The following is a 19577-nucleotide window of genomic DNA, read 5'->3' on the forward strand; positions in this document are numbered from 1 at the left end:
ATCAGACGCCGGAGCCACCCGTCTCGTTCCACCAGCGCAGCAGTTCGGCGACCGCCTCGTCGTGGTTCAGCGGCCCGCGGTCGAGCCTGAGTTCCTTGAGGTATTTCCATGCCTGGCCGACCTGTGGACCCGGCGGGATCCCGAGGATCCGCATGATCTCGTTGCCGTCGATGTCCGGACGCACCCGGGCCAGATCCTCCCGGGCCGCGAGCTCGGAGATCCGCCGCTCCAGGTCGTCGTAGTTGGCCTGCAGCCGGGCGGCGCGCCGCTTGTTGCGGGTGGTGCAGTCGGCGCGGACCAACTTGTGCAGCCGGCTCAACAACGGCCCGGCGTCGGTGACGTAGCGGCGCACCGCCGAATCGGTCCACCGGCCGTCCCCGTAACCGTGGAACCGAAGATGCAGATACACCAGCTGCGACACATCCGAGATCATCTGCTTGGAGTACTTCAGCTCCCGCATCCGCTTGCGCGTCATCTTCGCCCCGACAACCTCGTGGTGGTGGAAGCTGACCCCACCATCGGGCTCGTGCTTACGGGTGGCCGGCTTACCGATGTCGTGTAACAGCGCCGCCCACCGCAACACCAGGTCCGGACCCTGCTCACCCTCCAGATCCATGGCTTGCCGCAGCACGGTCAGCGAATGCTGGTAGACATCCTTGTGCTGATGGTGCTCGTCGATCGCCATCCGCATCGCGCCGACCTCCGGCAGCACCACCTCTCCGAGCCCGGTCTGGACCATCAGGTCCACCCCGGCCACCGGATCGGCGCCCAACAGCAGTTTGTCCAGTTCGGCGGCCACCCGTTCGGCGGTGATCCGCTCCAGCTGCGGTGCCATCTCCTCCAGAGCCCGGCGCACCCGCGGCGCCACCGCGAAACCGAGCTGGGAGACGAACCGTGCCGCCCGCAGCATCCGCAGCGGATCGTCACCGAAGGACACCTCCGGTTCGGCAGGCGTGTCGAGCACGCCTTGCCGCAACGCAATCAGACCGCCCAACGGATCCAGAAACTCCGCGGGCCCGTCCGCGGTGATGCGGACCGCCATCGCGTTGACGGTGAAATCACGGCGCACCAGGTCCTCGGTCAGATCGTCGCCGTAGCGCACCTGCGGGTTGCGCGACACTTGGTCGTACGAGTCGGCGCGGAACGTGGTGATCTCCAGCCGGTCGCCGCCCCGGCCGACACCAAGGGTGCCGAAATCGATGCCGGTGTCCCAGAGCGCGTCCCCCCACCCGCGCAGAAAACGCAGCATCTGCTCGGGGCGCGCATCGGTGGTGAAGTCGAGATCCGCACCCAGCCGGCCCAGCAGCGCATCGCGCACACTGCCGCCGACCAGATACAGCTGGTGGCCGTTGTCGGCGAACACCCGGCCCACCTCGCCCAGCACCCCGGCATGGGCGTTCAGTGCAACCTGCGCTGCGGCCAGCAGTTCGGCTACATCGTCGGGGGCGGTGGGGTCAGGCACGTCCGATGAGCCTACTGGTCACGGCGATGTCACCGACCGGCGAGTGCAACGAGTGCTGCAGTTCATGCCAGCTACTATCGCTTGGGTGTCGGACGGCGAGCAGGCCAAACCACGACGGCGTCGCGGGCGCCGCCGCGGCCGTCGGGCGGCCGGCCCCCCCGAAGCCGGCTCCGATCAGACCGCCGACCACCACCCGCAGGTCCCCGCCGCCAACACCGGCGGCCAGGCCGGTCAGCCCCCGAAACCGCGGAAATCCCGGCCGCGCCGTCCCCCGGATCGTTTGCGCACCGTGCACGAAACATCGGCAGGCGGGCTGGTCATCGACGGCATCGACGGACCCAAGGACCATCAGGTGGCCGCCTTGATCGGGCGGATCGACCGCCGCGGACGGATGCTGTGGTCGCTGCCGAAAGGTCACATCGAGAAGGGTGAAACGGCCGAACAGACCGCCATCCGCGAGGTGGCCGAGGAGACCGGCATCCAGGGCAGCGTGCTGGCGGCGCTCGGCAGCATCGACTACTGGTTCGTCACCGAGGGCAGGCGCGTTCACAAGACCGTGCACCACTATCTGATGCGCTTCAGCGGTGGCGAACTCTCCGACGAGGACGTCGAAGTCACCGAGGTGGCCTGGGTGCCCGTCCGAGAACTGCCCGCCAAACTGGCCTACGCCGACGAGCGCCGGCTCGCCGAGGTCGCCGACGAGCTGATCGACAAGTTGCACACCGACGGGCCCGCTGCCCTGCCCCCGCTACCGCGCACCGCGCCCCGCCGCCGTGGGCAGACCCACTCCCACACCCGGCGGCACCGACCTGACCCCCCCGCTCAAACCCAGCCCGGCCGGCGGACGAACGGCTGCGGTCAAGGACCGTGACGGTGCCTGTGCGGCGCATTCCTCACCGCGGCTGGTACCTCACCGCTGGGTCATCATCCTTTCGACCCGTGCGGCTGCTCGTCGCGGTCCTCGCGCTGCTGCTGGCCCTCGCGCCCGCGGCCGCCACCCCCCTGGCCGCCGCTCAACCCGCGTCGATCCCGTTCCTGCACGTCGAGATCGACAGCATCAGTCCCGAGGTCGTCACGACCACCAGCGATCCGCTTGTCACCGTCACCGGCACCATCAGCAACGTCGGCGACAGGCCGGTGCGCGACGTGGTGGTACGGCTGGAACGTGCGCAGGCCGTGGCGAACTCCAGCGCGCTGCGCACCGACCTGGCCGGCAACGTCGACCAGTACCAGCCGGTCGCCGACTTCATCACCGCAGCGCCGGAACTGGTCCGCGGACAACAGGTTCCGTTCCGACTCGCCTATCCGCTGCGTGCCACCGACCAAGCCTCGATGCGGATCGACACTCCCGGCGTGTATCCACTGATGGTCAATGTCAACGGCACCCCCGACTACGGCGCCCCGGCCCGCCTGGATGACTCCCGCTTCCTGCTGCCCGTGCTCGGGGTGCCGCCGGGTAGCGATTCGGACACCTACGGTGAGACGCCCGAGGCCGCGGTGCCACCCGACACCACCCGCCCGGTCGGGCTCACCATGTTCTGGCCACTGGCCGACCGGCCCCGGCTGGCGGCCGGCGCACCGGGCGGAACCACGCCGGTACGCCTCATCGACGACGAACTCGCGGACTCGCTGGCCACCGGCGGGCGGCTGGACACCCTGCTGACCGCCATCGACTTCGCCACCAGTCCCGAGGTCGATCCCGGTGGGGACGTCACCCGCGCGGTCTGCCTGGCCGTCGACCCGGACCTGCTGGTCACGGTCAACGCGATGACCGCCGGCTACGTCGTCAACGACGCTGCCGACGCCGGACCGGGCACCCCGACCCACCCCGGCACCGGCCAGCAGGCCGCGGTGGATTGGCTCAACCGGCTCAAGGCACTCGCGGCGCGGATGTGCGTCGTGTCGACGACGTTCGCCCAGGCCGACCTCGACGCCCTCAACAGGGTCGCCGATCCCGGTCTGTCCACGATCGCAACCACCGGCGCGGCCGGCATCGTCGACCAGATCCTGGGCGTCACCTCGACCCGCGGCGCCAGCCTGGTCGGCGACGGCCCGCTGACCGGGCCGGCAGTGCAACTGCTGTCCGGCCGCGGACCCACGGTCGCCGTCGCGGCCGCCGAACTCGCCGGACCGGGGGAAGCCTCCGGCAGCCTGGGCGAGACCGCCGACACCGCCCCGGTCCGGTACACACCCAACGTGGCGGTGGCGCCGTTCGACCCGGCGGTGGGGGCGGCGTTCGCCGGCATGGGGCCGACCCCGGAGTCGCCGTCCTACCTGGATCCGTCGCTGGACATCGCGGTCAAGCAGGACTCCGAGGCGGCACGGCGCCAGTCGGCGCTCGGATCGCTGCTGTGGCGCAGCCTGGAGCCCGACACCGCGCCGCGCACCCAGATCCTGATGCCGCCGCTGATGTGGAACCTGGAACCCGCCGACGCCCAGGCCGTGCTGACCACGGTGGCCACCAGCATCCGGTCCGGATTGGCGACGCCCAGACCGCTGGTCGTGGTGGTCAACGAGACCACCGCCGCCGCGCGCGACGCGCCGGTCCCGGTCGGGCCACAGGGCAACCCCCGCGGCCGGTTCGACGACGGAGTCGTCTCGGGTATCTCGGCTGCCACCGGCCGGCTGTGGGGTCTCACCGCGGCGCTCACCACCGACGAACGCACCGGCCTGACCGGTAACCAGTACACCGCGCCCCTTCGGGAGGACCTGCTGCGCGCGCTGAGCCTGTCGGTTCCGCCGGACGCCCGCAACGGCCTGGCGCAGCAGCGGTTGACCCGGGTCGGGCGGACGGTCGAGGACCTGTTCAACGCGGTCACGATCGTCAACCCCGGCGGCTCCTACACGCTCGCGACCGAGCGCAGCCCGCTGCCACTGGCACTGCGCAACGACCTGCCGGTTCCGATCAGGGTGCGGCTCGACATCGACGCACCACCGGGCATGACGGTCACCGATATGGGCGAGATCGTGCTGCCGCCGGGCTTCCTGCCGCTCAAGGTGCCCATCGAGGTGCACTTCACCCAACGGGTCGCCGTCGACGTGGCACTGCGGACCGCCGACGGGTTACCACTGGGCGAACCAGTGCGGCTTTCGGTCCATTCCAACGCCTACGGCAAAGTGCTGTTCATCATCACGCTCACCGGTGCCACGGTGCTGGTGCTGCTGGTCAGCCGTCGGCTGTGGCACCGATTCCGCGGCCAACCGGACCCGGCCGACCTGGAGGCCGACCCGACCCGGCCCGATCCGGTCGATGTCGCGCTGGCCTACCGCGACGACGACGCCGCCGGAGCGCACCGCGCCCGCCGATCCAGCGCGACCCGCGGTGGCGAGAGTGTCTGAGGTCGGGCCGCAGGTGCGCGCCGACGCCGCGTCCCGCCCCGAACTCTCGGACTCTGCCGTGGTCTCCCGCTCCTGGGGTATGGCACTGGCCACCCTGGTCAGCAGGCTGACCGGCTTCGCCCGCATCGTGTTGCTCGCGGCGATCCTCGGTGCCGCACTGTCCAGCGCGTTCACCGTGGCCAACCAGCTGCCCAACATGATCGCCGCGCTGGTGCTGGAGGCGACGTTCACCGCGATCTTCGTGCCGGTGCTGGCCCGTGCCGAACGTGACGATCCCGACGGCGGAGCCGCCTTCATCCGCAGGCTGCTGACCCTGGCCACCGCGTTGCTGCTGTCGGTCACCGTGATCTCGACGGTGGCCGCTCCGCTGCTGGTGAACCTGATGCTGGGCTCCGATCCACTGGTCAGCCGGCCACTGACCACCGCCTTCGCGTATCTTCTTCTGCCCCAGATCATTTTCTACGGACTCTCTGCGGTATTCATGGCAATCCTGAACACCCGCAACATCTTCGGGCCACCGGCTTGGGCACCGGTGGTGAACAACGTGGTCGCGATCGCCACCCTGGTGCTGTATGTGCTTGTGCCCGGCGAGCTCTCACTGGACCCGGTGACGATGGGCGATGCCAAACTGCTGGTGCTCGGCATCGGAACCACTCTGGGCGTCGTCGCGCAGGCGGCCGTGCTTTTCGTCGCGATCCGGCGGGAGCGAGTGAGCCTGCGGCCGCTGTGGGGCATCGACGCCCGGCTGAAGAAGTTCGGGATGATGGCCGTCGCGATGGTGCTGTACGTGCTCATCAGCCAGGTCGGCTTCATCGTGGGTAACCAGGTCGCCAGTGCCGCAGCCGCTTCCGGTCCGGCGATCTACAACTACACCTGGCTCATCCTGCAGCTGCCGTTCGGCATCATCGGGGTCACCGTGCTGACGGTCGTGATGCCCCGGCTGTCGCGCAATGCGGCCGCCGACAACGGGCCCGCGGTGCTCGCCGATCTGTCGCTGGCGACCCGGCTGACCATGCTGACGCTCATCCCGATGGCGGCCGTGATGACTGTCGGTGGGCCCGCCATCGGCAGCGCGCTGTTCTCCTACGGCAACTTCGGCGCGGTCGATGCCGGCTACCTCGGCATGGCGATCACGCTGTCGGCATTCACGCTGATCCCCTACACCATGGTCCTGCTCCAACTTCGGGTGTTCTACGCCCGTGAGGAGCCGTGGACACCGATCGTGTTGATCGTCGTCATCACCGTCGTCAAGGTGGCCGCGTCGCTGGCGGCCCCCTACCTGGCCCCCGACCCGCAGCTGGTGGCCGGCTACCTCGGCCTGGCCAATGGGCTGGGTTTTCTCGCCGGCGCCACCGTCGGCTACCTGCTGCTGCGGGCCCGTCTCGACCCGCCCGGCGGCCACCTGCTCGACCGCGACGTCATCCGCACCATCCTGGTGACCATCACCGCGTCGCTGGCCGGCGGACTCGTCGCGCACGTGGTGGACCAGCTGGCCGGGCTGGAGAACCTGACCACGCATTGGGGTGCCGGCGGCTCGCTGCTGCGGCTGACCGCGCTGGGCCTGGTCATGGTGCCGATCATCGTCGGTGTGCTGCTGGCCGCCAAGGTTCCCGATGCCGAGGCCGCGGTCGCCAAGCTGCGCCGGCGCGCGCGGCGACGCGCCGGGCCCGCCAAGGAGTCCGTCCCGGCCCGTGCGCCGGGGGCGCTCACGTACCCTGATCGCAGGAGTCAGTCCCCGTTACGCCGGCGTCAACGTCCCAGGTCGGCGGCGCGGGGACACTCGGCCGAGGTTGCCGATGACAGGAGGCGGAAAGGATTCGGGGTGAGCGACAAACCCACCAGCGGTTCTCCCGAGGACCGCGATTTCGGTCCCGATTCCGGTTCTGACGCCAGTCCCGATTTCTCCGCCACCACCCGCATCGGCCGGCCCTCACCCGACGACTTCCAGCCTGATGTGTTCGAACCCGATGTTCCGGAGCGCCCTCGTGCATCCACCCGGCCCGAGGATGCGGAGACCTCCACGCTGCCCCGGTCGTCTGAGGCGTCCACGCCCAGGTCGTCTGAGGCGTCCACGCCCAGGTCGTCTGAGGCGTCCACGCCGCGCTCTTCTGAGGCGTCCACGCCGCGGCCGGCCTCCGACTACGGGGGCGATCCCAGCCGAGAACCCATCGCCTTCGACCCGCCGCGCGAACCCGCGATCGAGACGGCCACGGCAGCCGAGGACATCCACCTCATCCCCGGAGCGGTGATCGCCGAGGGCCGGTACCGGTTGCTGGTCTTTCACGGCGGCCCGGCGACACTGCAGTTCTGGCAGGCACTCGACACCGCGCTCGACCGTCAGGTGGCGCTGACCTTCGTCGACCCCGACTCGACGATGACCGACGCCCAGGTGCAACAGATCCTCGATCGCACCCAGCGGCTCAGCCGTATCGACATGCCCGGCGTGGCCCGCGTCCTCGATGTGAACAAGACCCGCTCCGGGGGGCTGGTGGTCTCGGAGTGGATTCGGGGCGGCTCGCTGGCCGAGGTCGCCGACACCAACCCGTCGCCCATCGGTGCCGCCCGCGCCGTCCAGTCCCTGGCCGCCGCGGCCGAGGTCGCCCACCGCAACGGCGTCGCCCTGTCCATCGACCATCCGAGCCGGATCCGGGTCAGCATCGACGGCGACGTCGCACTCGCCTTCCCGGCCACCCTGCCCGACGCCTCCCCCGACGATGACATCCGCGGTATCGGCGCGTCGCTGTACGCCTTGCTGATCGACCGGTGGCCCCTTCCCGAGACCGGCGAACCCGGCGGCCTCGCTGCCGCCGATCTCGACGCGGCCGGCCAGCCGGTCGAGCCCAAGACCGTGGACCGCGACATCCCGTTCCAGATCTCGGCCGCGGCCGCGCGGGCCGTCCAGGAGGGCGGCGGTATCCGCAGCGCACCGACCCTGCTCAACCTGCTGCAGCAAGCCACCGCGATCGCCGACCGCACCGACCACATCGCGCCCGTCGGCGACCCCACACCGGAAAGCAGCAACGCCGACTTCCGTGCCGAACCCGACGCGGACGCCGCGGAGCGCCGACGCAAGGGCCTCATCGTCGGACTAACGGTGGCAGGTGCCATCGTGATCATCGCGGTCATCCTGCTGGCCACCGTGCTCAGCCGAATCTTCGGTGACGTCGGCAGCGGCCTGGGCGGCGACGAACTCGGCCTCAACGCACCGTCGGCGTCACCGACCACCGCACCGGGACAGGCCGCCGGCGCGCCGCTGCAACCGGTCCGCGTCACCGTGTTCTCCCCGGAAGGTGAAGCCGACGCACCGGGCCTCGCCGACCTGGCCATCGACGGCAACCCGGCCACCGTGTGGCCGATCGACACCTACACCGATGCGGTACCGTTCCCGAACTTCAAGAACGGTGTCGGATTGATGTTGCAACTCGCGCAACCGGCCAGAATCGGTTCGGTCACCGTTAATCTCAACAGCACCGGGACCTCGGTCCAGATCAGGTCCTCCTCGACTCCCAACCCGTCGACGCTCGAGAGCACCACCGCGCTCACCGATCCGACACCGCTGCGACCGGGCACCAACACGATCCAGGTCGAAGACGCCGAGCCGACCTCGAACGTGCTCGTGTGGGTGTCCACGCTGGGTCAGGTCAACGGACAGAGCCGCTCGGACATCGCGGAGGTCACACTCAACGCGGCCTCCTGACCCGGCACCCCGAAAAATGGTGTCCGGGCCCTCCCCCGCAGCCGATTAGTGTTCGGCTGTGGGGATATTGGGGGGCCGGCGGGTACAGCCCGAGCTACCGCGCACCGATGCCGAGCTGCTGGCCGCGCATGTGCACGGGGACCGGAACGCGTTCGAGGAGCTGTTTCATCGACATCACCGCCAGCTCTACCGGCTGGCACAACTCACCAGCAGGAATCCCGAGGACGCCGCCGATGCCCTGCAGGACGCGATGCTCGCCGCACATCGCACCGCGCAGGCGTTCCGCCACGATTCGGCCGTCACCAGCTGGCTGTACCGCATCGTCGTCAACGCATGTCTGGATCGCCTGCGGCGCAACAGAACCCGGGCCTGGGAAGCCCTCGACGACCAGGTGTGCGTCGGCGTTGACCCGATCGGACGTCTCGACACCGCCATTGTCGTGGAGCGCGCCCTGATGCGGCTACCCGTGGAACAACGGGCCGCGGTCGTCGCGGTGGACATGCAGGGTTACACCGTCGCCGAGACAGCACGCATGCTCGGGGTGGCCGAGGGCACCGTGAAATCGCGATGCTCACGGGCCCGTACCAAACTCGCCCAATCACTACATCACCTCGCCGCGACCGTCGAGTAGGCGTCGTCAGATACCCTCGAACGACTTCGGGGACGACCGGCGGGGGCGACATGAGCAGCGGCGCGGGTCAGGACCCTGTCCCCGATGCGCGGTGGTCCGGACTCGACGACGACGTTCGGCGCGAACTGGCGCGTCTGGGCCGCGATTCCGGCAGCGCCCCGCAGGTTCCGCCGGAGGTCACTGCCCGCATCGGCGCCGCACTGCGCGCCGCGTCACATGGCCGTGCGCACACCCCGTCCCGGCCCCGGCTCAGCGGTGCCCAACGCGCCGGTCTGCTCGCCGCCATCAGCGCGGTGGCGGCGGGCGTCATCGTCGCGGTGATGTCCTTCAGCCGTCCGGACGCTCCGACTTTCCCGGCGAGCCCAACCGCGTCCCACATCACCGTGAGCGGGCCGGCCGACCCGTTCCCGCTATCCGACGTCGAGGTCCTGGCGGCTCTCGGCACCGCACCGGACCTCGGACCCCTGGCCGACGCACGCCGGCGGGAAGACTGCCTGGCCGGTCTGGGCTACCCGGCCGAAATGACCGTCCTGGGCGGCCGGCGCGTGGAGGTGGCCGGGCAGCCTGCCGTCCTGCTGCTGCTCCCCGGGGCGACTTCGGTGCAAGTGTCGGCGCTGGTGGTGCGGCCGAGCTGCAACGGCGTTCAGACCGGGCTGCTGGCCCGAACCGTTGTCGCGCGGCGGTGAGCCCCGCCCGGTGTCCCGCGCCGGATACCACACCGGGAACACCCCGGCCTAGGCTGTTGTTTACAGAACGCGGTTCTTTACCCAGCTGCGGGTCTGGAGAACTCTTGCCTCAGACAGAAAGGCACGCATGACCTCCTCAGAAACCGTCCACGATCTCATCGTCATCGGATCCGGACCGGCCGGCTACACCGCCGCGATCTACGCGGCCCGCGCCCAGCTCAATCCGCTGGTGTTCGAGGGCAGCCAGTTCGGCGGTGCGTTGATGACCACGACCGAAGTGGAGAACTACCCGGGCTTTCGGGACGGCATCACCGGACCGGAGTTGATGGACCAGATGCGCGAGCAGGCGCTGCGCTTCGGAGCCGACCTGCGCATGGAGGACGTCGACGCGGTCGATCTCACCGGTGCGGTCAAGACCGTCTCGGTCGCTGACGAAACCTACCGTGCGCGCGCGGTGATCCTCGCCATGGGTGCGGCTGCGCGCCATCTCGGGGTGCCCGGCGAGGACAGGCTGCTCGGCATGGGCGTCAGCACATGTGCCACCTGCGACGGCTTCTTCTTCCGAGACCAGGACATCGCGGTGGTGGGCGGGGGTGACTCCGCGATGGAGGAGGCGACGTTCCTGACGCGCTTCGCCCGCAGCGTGACGTTGATCCACCGTCGCGACGAGTTCCGCGCCTCCAAGATCATGCTGGAGCGCGCGCAGGCCAACGAGAAGATCACCATCCTGACCAACACCCAGGTCTCCGAGATCGAGGGCGATCCGAAGGTGACCGGCATCCGGCTGCGCAACACCGTCACCGGTGAAGAGTCTGCGCTGGCGGTGACCGGGGTCTTCGTCGCTGTCGGCCACGATCCCCGCTCGGAGCTGGTTCGCGATCAGGTCGAGGTTGACGCCGACGGCTACGTCCAGGTGCAAGGCCGCACCACCTATACCTCCGTCGAAGGCGTCTTCGCCGCAGGCGATCTCGTCGATCACACCTACCGGCAGGCCATCACCGCCGCCGGAAGTGGTTGTGCCGCATCGATCGACGCCGAGCGTTGGCTGGCCGAGCACGCCGACCCGGGCGAAAGAACGTCCACCACAACGGATGGCAGCGATCTGATAGGAGCCCAGCAATGAGTGATTCCCACACGGTTACCGTGACCGACGATTCGTTCTCCGACGACGTCCTCTCCAGCGGCAACCCGGTGCTGGTGGACTTCTGGGCGACCTGGTGCGGTCCATGCAAGATGGTCGCGCCGGTGCTGGAGGAGATCGCGTCCGAGAAGGCCGGCTCGTTGACGGTCGCCAAGCTCGACGTCGACGAGAATCCGGCGACCGCGCGGGACTTCCAGGTGGTGTCGATCCCGACGATGATCCTGTTCAAGGACGGTCAACCGGTCAAGCGGATCGTCGGTGCCAAGGGCAAAGCGGCGCTGCTGCGCGAGCTGTCCGAGATCGTCTGATCGTTCACGGCGCCCGCGAATCGCGGGCGCCGGACTTGCCTGGGGTTTTCTCGAATCCCGTTTCGGTCTGAGAGAATGCTGCCTATGTCGAGTCTGCGTCGCGGTGACCGCGGAGGGGCGGTTGCCGAGATCCGGGCCGCACTGGCCGCGCTCGGCATGATCGACAGCGCTGACGAGGACCTGACCACGGGGAAGCATGTCGCGGTTGACATGTTCGATGACGATCTCGATCGTGCCGTGCGTGCCTTTCAGCAGCACCGTGGGCTGCTGGTGGACGGGATCGTCGGCGAGGCCACGTATCGAGCACTCAAGGAAGCCTCATATCGCCTCGGCGCGCGAACGCTCAACCACCAGTTCGGCGCCCCGATGTACGGCGACGACGTCGCCACATTGCAGGCGCGGCTCCAAGATCTCGGCTTCTACACCGGACTCGTCGACGGGCACTTCGGCCTGCAGACCCATAATGCGCTGTCGTCCTACCAACGCGAGTACGGCCTGTACCCGGACGGTATCTGCGGCCCGGAAACCTTGCGGTCCTTGTATTTTCTCGGTTCGCGAGTGACCGGAGGATCTCCGCACGCGATCCGGGAAGAGGAGTTGGTGCGCCGCTCGGGGCCACGGCTGTCCGGCAAACGGATTATCGTCGACCCCGGCCGCGGCGGAACGGACCGCGGAATGATCGTCAACGGTCCGTCCGGTCCGATCAGCGAAGCAGATATCTTGTGGGACTTGGCGAGTCGGCTGGAAGGCCGGATGACGGCGATCGGCATTGAGACGTTCGTCTCCCGCCCGGTGGATTCGGCGCCATCGGATGCCGAACGCGCGTCGACTGCGAACACCGTGGGCGCCGACATGATGATCAGCCTGCGCTGCGCCGCGCATACCAGCCCCTCGGCCAACGGAGTAGCCTCGTTTCACTTCGGAAACTCGCACGGCTCGGTGTCCACGATCGGGCGCAATCTCGCCGACTTCATCCAACGGGAAGTGGTGGCGCGCACCGGGTTGCGTGACTGTCGGGTGCACGGCCGGACCTGGGATCTGCTCCGCTTGACTCGAATGCCCACCGTTCAGGTCGACGTCGGGTACATCACCAACCCCGATGACCGCGGCAAGCTGGTCGACCCGGCATCCCGCGACGCACTCGCCGAGGGCATCTTGGCGGCGGTCAAGCGCCTCTACCTTCTCGGCAAGAACGACCGCCCCACCGGGACTTTCACTTTTGCCGAGCTTCTCGCCCACGAACTCGCGGTAGAGCAGACACGCCACGGCTGACGCTGTGGGCAGACCAGCGGCTACCGGGCTAGCTACCGGAGCTCGAACCGGCTCCGACCGGTTGCTCGAGCCTGACTCCGTCCAGCAGCCGTTCCAGTGCAGCTTCCACGCCTGCTTTCCAGCCGAGACCCTGTTCGAGCTCGAGACGCAGCCGCGGAAAGTACGTGTGATGAGATACCACGACGAACCCGGCATCCAACAGCAGGTCGGCGTCGAGCACGCACTGTTCCACCGAACAGTCGCCGAGCACCTCCGTCACCGGTTGGACGTCGGCGGGTAGATCGTCACGCTCGGCGAGTTCACTGACCCGCCCGGTGCGGCCGAAGGCCTCCAGCGCCCGTACCCCGCGGCGGACCAGGTCGCCGACGACCGCGGTGATCAACGTCCGGGACAAGTCGGCGGCGTTCTCGCCGGATTCGACACCCAAGGTCGTCAACAAGATGGCATCTGCGCTCACCGGTCCGGTGGGGAACCGGCCAGCCCGTGGCACCGAACGCGGTGGCGCGTAAAACGCGTATCCCAAGCACGGCTCGTCGTCGCCATCCTTGGCCACACCATCACCGTGGACGTCGGTCTCGGAGTTCACCGCAAGCTGGCCACAGGAACCCCATTCGAGCATGACCATCGACAGCCACGCTTCCTTCTCGAACTCCGGATCCGACAGATGGTCACCCCGGTCGATGATCGCCGGATCGACCTCCCAGTAGACACAGCGACGGGCGTGCTTGGGCAGCTGCTCGAACGCCTCGAGCCGAAGGGGCGTGATTCGTGCGGCCACTAGACTCCCCGGTTCCGTCGCCACGCAGATGCACGTGACTGCCTCTCCAGGATAGAAGGCTCCAGTCGGCGTGGGCCATGGTGGGCTCGTCGACCGCGTGAAACCCCGCCGCCGAACGAATGACGCTGAGCCCCAGTGCTTTTCCGTTCCAAGCCGGCCATCCCGGCAAGATTCGCGCCACCTGTGTCACAGTGACGTAATTCCCCGGTGTAACCGGTCATGGCTTGGACGCGTTCATCATCTCCACGATGCGCTGCAAATCGTCCACCGACCCGAACTCGACCACGATCTTGCCCTTACGCTTACCCAAACTGACGGTGACCCGGGTATCGAACGCCGTGGACAGTTGTTCGGCGACATCCTGCAGTCCCGGCATCTGAATCGGCTTGCGCCGCGGCGCCGACGGGGGGGCCTCCCCGTTACGATTCGCCAGTGTCACGGCCTCCTCAGTTGCCCGAACCGAGAGTCCCTCTGCGACGATGCGAGCCGCCAGTTCTTCCTGTGCTTCTGGTCCACCCTCCAGTGCAAGCAGGGCTCGAGCATGCCCGGCGGACAACACCCCCGCCGCAACCCGCCGCTGCACGGCGATCGGTAGTCGCAGCAAGCGAATCATGTTGGTGATCAGCGGTCGCGATCGTCCGATGCGTGCGGCGAGCTCATCGTGGGTGACACCGAACTCTTCGAGCAGCTGCTGATACGCGGCTGCCTCCTCCAGCGGATTCAGTTGCACTCGATGGATGTTCTCCAGCAGGGCATCGCGCAGCATGCTGTCATCGGCGGTCTCGCGGACGATCGCGGGGATCGTTGCGACCTCGGCCAGCTGGGCGGCACGCCAGCGGCGCTCCCCCATCACCAGCTGGTAGCGGGGCGAACTCGCCTCGTCGCCAGCCGGGACGGCCCGCACCACAATCGGCTGCATCAGCCCGAACTCACGGATCGAGTGCACCAACTCGGCTAGGGCTTCCTCGTCGAACACCTGCCGGGGCTGACGGGGATTCGGGTCAATCTGCGATGGTGCGATCTCCCGGTAGACCGCCCCGACCGGATTGGTTTCCGGAGCCGGCTCCGGCGCCGCCACGGGCGCACCGCCGAGCACCACGTCGGCCGCGGCAGCGCCCATCTTGGGACCCAGCGTGGCCGGTTCACCGCTCTCCGCGGGACCGGTGGGGATCAGCGACGCCAGGCCCCGGCCGAGGCCGCTGCGTTTACGTGCCTGGTTGTTCATCGGTCCCCTCTTTCGTCGTCCCCGCCTCGCGTTGCCAGTTCACGGCTGGCATCCAGATAGCTCATCGCACCCCGGGAGCCGGGGTCGTAATCGATGATCGTCATGCCGTATCCCGGTGCTTCGGACACCTTGACGCTTCGCGGAATCACCGTGCGCAACACCTTGTCGCCGAAGTGCGCGCGGACATCCATCGCAACCTGATCGGCGAGTTTCGTCCGCCCGTCGTACATCGTCAGCACCACGGTGGTCACATCGAGTTCGGGGTTGAGGTGTGCCTTCACCATCTCGATGTTGCGCAGAAGCTGCCCCACCCCTTCGAGGGCGTAGTACTCGCACTGGATCGGAATAAGGACTTCGGGCGCTGCGACCAGTGCATTGATGGTCAACAAACCGAGCGACGGTGGGCAGTCTATGAAGACGTAGTCGAAGTCGTGGTGCTTGAGTTCAGCCAGCGCGGTGCGCAGTCTGCCCTCACGGGCCACCATGCTGACCAACTCGATCTCGGCCCCAGCGAGGTCGATGGTCGCGGGGATACAGAAGAGCCGTTCACTGTGCGGGCTGCGCTGCAGCGCCGCCTCGACCGGGATGTCGCCGATCAGCACCTCATAGGACGATGGTGTGCCTGGGCGGTGCTCGATCCCGAGGGCGGTACTCGCGTTGCCTTGCGGATCCAGATCGATCACCAGTGTCCGGAGTCCCTGCAACGCCAGTGCCGCGGCGATGTTCACCGCCGTCGTCGTCTTCCCGACACCACCTTTCTGGTTGGCGACGGTGAAGACGCGTTGGCGCCTGGGCCGCGGCATCTGTCCCTGCACCGCCGCCTGCATCAACCGGACTGCGCGCTCGGCTTCTGCACCGATGGGGGTATCGGCATCCTGCACACTCCACGTTTCACGTGAAACGGTGTCGCCGGACGCTGTTTCACGTGAAACATCGGGCCCCGGCACCACTCCGGCCGTCTCGGGATCTCCAGGAGCGGACATCACTTGTGCCTCCGGTCGGGCCGCGGCCGGCTCGGACTCGCCGTCTCCATCAACCCCACGACCACCGTCGCGGGCGGCTGCACGTACTGACCGCCACATCTCTCCACCTTCACCTTGGACAACCCGAGCGCTGCCATCGCGCGCCGATGCTGCTCGACTTCTTCATCGGCCCGCTCCCCCTTGATCGCCAACATCCGTCCTCCGGGCCGAAGCAACGGCGCGCTCCACTTGGTCAGTTTGTCGAGCGACGCCACCGCGCGTGACACCACCACGTCCATGGAGCCGCCCATCTCCTCGCGCACGGCACGATCCTCGGCTCGACCACGAACGACCTCACACACGATGCCGAGTTCCTCGATGACCTCGCGAAGAAACTCGCTGCGCCGCAGCAGCGGTTCGACCAGGATCACGTGCACATCCGGTCTGGCCAACGCCAACGGTATCCCGGGTAGACCCGCGCCACTACCGATGTCGGCGATCCGCTCCCCCGTGTTCAGCAATTCCCCGACGACCGCGCAATTGAGCACGTGCCTGTCCCACAGACGGTCCACCTCGCGTGGACCCAACAACCCTCGCTCCACGCCCGCACCCGCCAGGATCTGTGCGTACTTCTCGGCCGCCGGAAGGGTCGCCCCGAAAACGGAGTCAGCGGCCGAGGGAGGCGATGGTATGTCCGCATGTTTCACGTGAAACATCCTCTGATTGAGCGGACAACCACCACAACACTCCCTCGAGCCGCTGAACTACATCGATGTAACTCGGTGGTGTCGGTCGATCAGTCGACGAGGACGACAACGCGACGCGACGGTTCGACGCCTTCACTCTCGCTGTGCACGCCCTGCACCCCGGCCACCGCGTCGTGAACGATCTTGCGCTCGAACGGTGTCATCGGGGACAGCTCCTCACGCGCACCGGTCTCCAGCACACGATGGGCCACCTTCTCACCCAGCGCCGCCAACTCGTCGCGGCGGCGGCGGCGCCACTGCGCGATATCGAGCATCAGTCGGCTGCGCTCGCCCGTTTTCTGGTGGACAGCAAGCCGGGTCAGCTCTTGCAGCGCGTCGAGCACCTCGCCCTTGCGGCCGACAAGTTTCGTCAGATCGCCGCCGCCGTCGATACTGACGACCGCGCGATCCCCCTCGACATCGAGGTCGATGTCGCCGTCGAAGTCCAGCAGATCCAGCAGTTCCTCGAGGTAATCTCCGGCGATCTCGCCCTCGGCGACCAGCCGGTCCTCCAGATCGTCGGCCGACCCGCCACGCCGGTCCTGGCCCCCGACCTCGTCCGAGTCCTCGTCCGAGTCCTGGTCCTGGTCCGAGTCCTGGTCCGAGCTCTCAGCCCCGTCCTCCGCCGGGGCGACAACCGACTCCTCGACCCGGTCGTCGTCCAGCGGAGCCGGCGCCGTCGTCGCCTCGTTCTCGATGTCCGTCATTGCCACACCTCTCCTTGTGTTCGCGGTCGCCCGCGCGTCAACGTTTCCGCTTCTTGGGCCGCGCGCCGGGTTTCGGGGTGCGGCTGGGCGCCCCGTTCTGCGCAGCGGACGGTTCCGAGCTGGACGCCGGCGACGGTGCCTCGGGCGCGCCGGCCTCTGACTCCGTCTCACCGTCGCCGCCGGTCTCCGAGCTTTCGTTCGCCGCCTTCTTCTTACGGCTGGGCTTGGCGCCCGGAGCAGGTGCATTGGCGGCCCGTCGCTCGATGGCCTCCAGCTTCTTCTGCTCCTCTTCCTTCTCGATCTTGCCGAACACGTAGTGCTGCTGACCGAACGTCCAGATGTTGTTGGACAGCCAGTACAGGATGATCGCCAACGGAAGGAACGGACCGCCGACGACGACGCCGAGCGGGAAAACGTAGAGCGCGAGCTTGTTCATCATCGCGGTCTGCGGATTGGCCGCCGCCTCCGGACTCTGCCGTGCCACCGAGGCGCGGCTGTTCAGGTAGGTGGCGATACCGGCCAGGATCATGATCGGCACGCCGACGAGAATCACCGCCAACCGGTTGAACTCGGTGAACGCATCCAGGCCGTGCTGCTGGATCATCGTTGCACCGAGCGGGGCGCCGAACAGGTTCGCATCGAGGAAGTGTTGGACGTCGGTGGCGCTGAACATGTAGTTCGGCAGCTGCCGGTTCTCCTCGACCGACAGGCCGAGGCGCCCGATGCCGGTCTGGGTGCGGTTGAACGACATCAGCGTGTGGTACAGCCCGAGGAACACCGGGATCTGCGCCAGCATCGGCAGGCACCCCAGGATCGGGTTGAATCCGTGTTCGCGCTGGAGCTTCTGCATCTCCATCGCCATACGCTGACGGTCCTTGCCGTACTTCTTCTGCAGCGCCTTGATCTGAGGCTGAAGTTCCTGCATCTGCCGGGTGGTGCGAATCTGACGGACGAACGGCTTGTACAGAATCGCGCGCAGGGTGAACACCAGGAACATCACCGACAGCGCCCACGCGAAGAAGTTCGTGGGGCCGTCGACACCCGGGATGAGGCCGATCAGGAAGGCGAATGCCTTGTACCAGACCCACATGATGGCCGACACCGGGTAATAGATGATGTCGAGGCTGAACCAATTAAACGACACTCTGACTCTTCCCTTGCTGTACCGGATGGTTCCGGTGATCGGCTACGACGCAGGTGTCTGCACCCGTTGCGTCACTGTGACTTTCTCGCTCGGGTATCGGATCCCACCCACCGTTATGCCATGGCCCGCACTTGAGCAGGCGGACCAGGGCCAGCCAGGTGCCGCGCACAAATCCGAACTCGGTCAGTGCGTCGACGGCGTACTGGCTGCAGGTGGGCGTGAAGCGACACGTCGGCAGCCGCAGCGGCGAGATCGTGTGGCGGTAGAGCTGGATCAGAAACACCGCGGACCGCACCGCGCGGGACCGACGGTTCATCGTGAGCGCCCGTCACGATCCCGGATCCGCCGCAGGGCGCTCCGCAACTCCTGCTCCAGCCGCGGCGAGAGCGCATCGCGGCTGCGCGGCAACGCGCGGATCACCACGCGGTCGGCGGGATCGAGCTCGTCGAGCACCGCACGTGCGGCATGGCGAAGACGTCGAGATACCCGATGCCGCTGGACGGCATTGCCGACTGCTTTGGAAACGATCAGGCCGACCCGCGGTCCGGGGTCACCTGGCTGATCAGAACGCAAGGTGTACACCACGAGATCGGGCTGGGATGCCCGCGTCCCGCGACTCACCGTGACACCGAACTCGGTCGACCGCGTCATCCGGTTCTGGGCCGGAAGCACCGCGTCAGACCCGACCGGATCACGCAGTCAGAGAACGACGGCCCTTAGCGCGCCGAGCCGTGACGATCGCACGACCGGCGCGGGTCCGCATCCGCAACCGGAAGCCGTGCACCTTCGCGCGGCGACGGTTGTTGGGCTGGAAAGTCCGCTTGCCCTTGGCCACGGCAGTCACTCCTTGTTGAATCTGGCCTACTCGCCCGCCGGCCATGAGTGTTCATGGCAGGCGTGACGCGGTCGGCCGTTGGTAAGCTCGGTCGGTCTCGCATAGCTAGCCGGCGCGGTCCCCGGCCGGGGCCGGTCGCAGCCGTATCACCACGTGCGGGCGACTGTTCGAGGGTACTGACGAGAATTCGCTGGGTCAAACCTGCCAGACCACCACCGCGTGACCCCTCCGGCCTGCTGCGAAACCCATCGGCTACGTCACATCGACCCCTCCGTCACGTTGATCTGAAACGATGTCTGCGACTATTGAGGCGGCCGAGATTCGGCTTCTCGGCAATGTTGCAGAACTGTTGGCACCCGGAGATAAAACTGTTAGCTTCTGGCAATGCCGATTCCACGAAGGATCGGCGCACGACAACGAAGCGAGGACGCCCACCCTCCGCCGCGAGCCCACTGACTGCACCGTGTTGAGTTCCGGCAACGAGGTGTTCTCGTCGGCAGACAACCAAACGGCAGACAACCCGACGACGGACAACCGGCGGCGAGCTTCCTCTTTCCACAACCTGTGGATAACTTTGTGGACAGTTCGTCCCGTTTTCGGTCGAGCGGCACGTCCCCGCAGGGACCACAAGGGGGTGAGCATCG

At 67.7% G+C, this 19577-nt stretch carries 18 protein-coding genes; 8 read left to right on the forward strand and 10 right to left on the reverse strand.

What is annotated here, in order from left to right; translation table 11 throughout:
- Position 1: 1 nt before the first annotated feature.
- On the reverse strand, positions 2–1462 hold the full coding sequence (locus ACNUDN_RS28065) for a CCA tRNA nucleotidyltransferase (protein ID WP_419124933.1): 1461 nt from the start codon (positions 1460–1462) through the stop codon (positions 2–4).
- Between the two features lie 85 nt (positions 1463–1547).
- Between ACNUDN_RS28065 and ACNUDN_RS28070 the strand changes: the two genes are divergently transcribed.
- The 8 genes from ACNUDN_RS28070 to ACNUDN_RS28105 all read left to right on the forward strand — a co-directional run bounded on the left by ACNUDN_RS28070 (position 1548) and on the right by ACNUDN_RS28105 (position 12536).
- On the forward strand, positions 1548–2333 hold the full coding sequence (locus tag ACNUDN_RS28070; protein ID WP_419124934.1) for an NUDIX hydrolase: 786 nt from the start codon (positions 1548–1550) through the stop codon (positions 2331–2333).
- A gap of 68 nt (positions 2334–2401) precedes the next feature.
- Positions 2402–4801 (forward strand): DUF6049 family protein, encoded by a 2400-nt coding sequence (locus ACNUDN_RS28075; RefSeq protein WP_419124935.1) that lies wholly within the window; start codon positions 2402–2404, stop codon positions 4799–4801.
- The gene (gene murJ / locus ACNUDN_RS28080) at positions 4713–8498 is read left to right on the forward strand and encodes a murein biosynthesis integral membrane protein MurJ (protein WP_419124936.1); all 3786 of its coding nucleotides are present in this window, start codon (positions 4713–4715) and stop codon (positions 8496–8498) included. Before ACNUDN_RS28075 ends, murJ begins: the two co-directional genes overlap by 89 nt.
- 58 nt (positions 8499–8556) lie before the next feature.
- Positions 8557–9129 (forward strand): RNA polymerase sigma factor SigM, encoded by a 573-nt coding sequence (gene sigM / locus ACNUDN_RS28085; RefSeq protein WP_419124937.1) that lies wholly within the window; start codon positions 8557–8559, stop codon positions 9127–9129.
- A 50-nt stretch (positions 9130–9179) separates the two neighbouring features.
- On the forward strand, positions 9180–9815 hold the full coding sequence (locus ACNUDN_RS28090; RefSeq protein WP_419124938.1) for an RsmA family anti-sigma factor: 636 nt from the start codon (positions 9180–9182) through the stop codon (positions 9813–9815).
- A 127-nt stretch (positions 9816–9942) separates the two neighbouring features.
- Positions 9943–10938 carry a thioredoxin-disulfide reductase gene (trxB, locus tag ACNUDN_RS28095; protein WP_419124939.1) on the forward strand — a complete coding sequence of 332 codons (996 nt, stop codon included), beginning with the start codon at positions 9943–9945 and terminating at the stop codon, positions 10936–10938.
- Positions 10935–11264, forward strand: a complete 330-nt coding sequence (gene trxA / locus ACNUDN_RS28100; RefSeq protein WP_419124940.1) for a thioredoxin — start codon at positions 10935–10937, stop codon at positions 11262–11264. Before trxB ends, trxA begins: the two co-directional genes overlap by 4 nt.
- Positions 11265–11348: 84 nt before the next feature.
- Positions 11349–12536, forward strand: a complete 1188-nt coding sequence (locus ACNUDN_RS28105; protein ID WP_419124941.1) for an N-acetylmuramoyl-L-alanine amidase — start codon at positions 11349–11351, stop codon at positions 12534–12536.
- Between the two features lie 28 nt (positions 12537–12564).
- Here ACNUDN_RS28105 and ACNUDN_RS28110 read toward each other — a convergent pair whose 3' ends face one another.
- The 9 genes from ACNUDN_RS28110 to rpmH all read right to left on the reverse strand — a co-directional run bounded on the left by ACNUDN_RS28110 (position 12565) and on the right by rpmH (position 18933).
- Entirely contained in the window at positions 12565–13314 is a 750-nt protein-coding gene (locus ACNUDN_RS28110; protein WP_419124942.1) for an acetyltransferase, read from the reverse strand.
- Between the two features lie 217 nt (positions 13315–13531).
- Entirely contained in the window at positions 13532–14539 is a 1008-nt protein-coding gene (locus tag ACNUDN_RS28115; protein ID WP_419124943.1) for a ParB/RepB/Spo0J family partition protein, read from the reverse strand.
- Positions 14536–15522 carry a ParA family protein gene (locus ACNUDN_RS28120; RefSeq protein ID WP_419124944.1) on the reverse strand — a complete coding sequence of 329 codons (987 nt, stop codon included), beginning with the start codon at positions 15520–15522 and terminating at the stop codon, positions 14536–14538. Before ACNUDN_RS28120 ends, ACNUDN_RS28115 begins: the two co-directional genes overlap by 4 nt.
- Positions 15522–16208 carry a 16S rRNA (guanine(527)-N(7))-methyltransferase RsmG gene (gene rsmG, locus ACNUDN_RS28125; RefSeq protein WP_419124945.1) on the reverse strand — a complete coding sequence of 229 codons (687 nt, stop codon included), beginning with the start codon at positions 16206–16208 and terminating at the stop codon, positions 15522–15524. The genes ACNUDN_RS28120 and rsmG overlap by 1 nt, the downstream gene beginning before the upstream one ends.
- An 89-nt stretch (positions 16209–16297) precedes the next feature.
- Complete coding sequence (locus ACNUDN_RS28130) at positions 16298–16954, reverse strand: Jag family protein (RefSeq protein ID WP_419124946.1); 657 nt, start codon at positions 16952–16954, stop codon at positions 16298–16300.
- Positions 16955–16991: 37 nt separating this feature from the next.
- Entirely contained in the window at positions 16992–18044 is a 1053-nt protein-coding gene (gene yidC / locus ACNUDN_RS28135) for a membrane protein insertase YidC (protein WP_419125347.1), read from the reverse strand.
- A 43-nt stretch (positions 18045–18087) separates the two neighbouring features.
- On the reverse strand, positions 18088–18414 hold the full coding sequence (gene yidD, locus ACNUDN_RS28140; protein WP_419124947.1) for a membrane protein insertion efficiency factor YidD: 327 nt from the start codon (positions 18412–18414) through the stop codon (positions 18088–18090).
- Positions 18411–18770 carry a ribonuclease P protein component gene (rnpA, locus tag ACNUDN_RS28145; RefSeq protein WP_419124948.1) on the reverse strand — a complete coding sequence of 120 codons (360 nt, stop codon included), beginning with the start codon at positions 18768–18770 and terminating at the stop codon, positions 18411–18413. The genes yidD and rnpA overlap by 4 nt, the downstream gene beginning before the upstream one ends.
- A gap of 19 nt (positions 18771–18789) precedes the next feature.
- Entirely contained in the window at positions 18790–18933 is a 144-nt protein-coding gene (rpmH, locus tag ACNUDN_RS28150) for a 50S ribosomal protein L34 (RefSeq protein WP_003930923.1), read from the reverse strand.
- Positions 18934–19577: the final 644 nt, after the last annotated feature.

The organism is Mycobacterium sp. smrl_JER01 (assembly GCF_048513595.2).
Taxonomy (GTDB): Bacteria; Actinomycetota; Actinomycetes; order Mycobacteriales; family Mycobacteriaceae; genus Mycobacterium.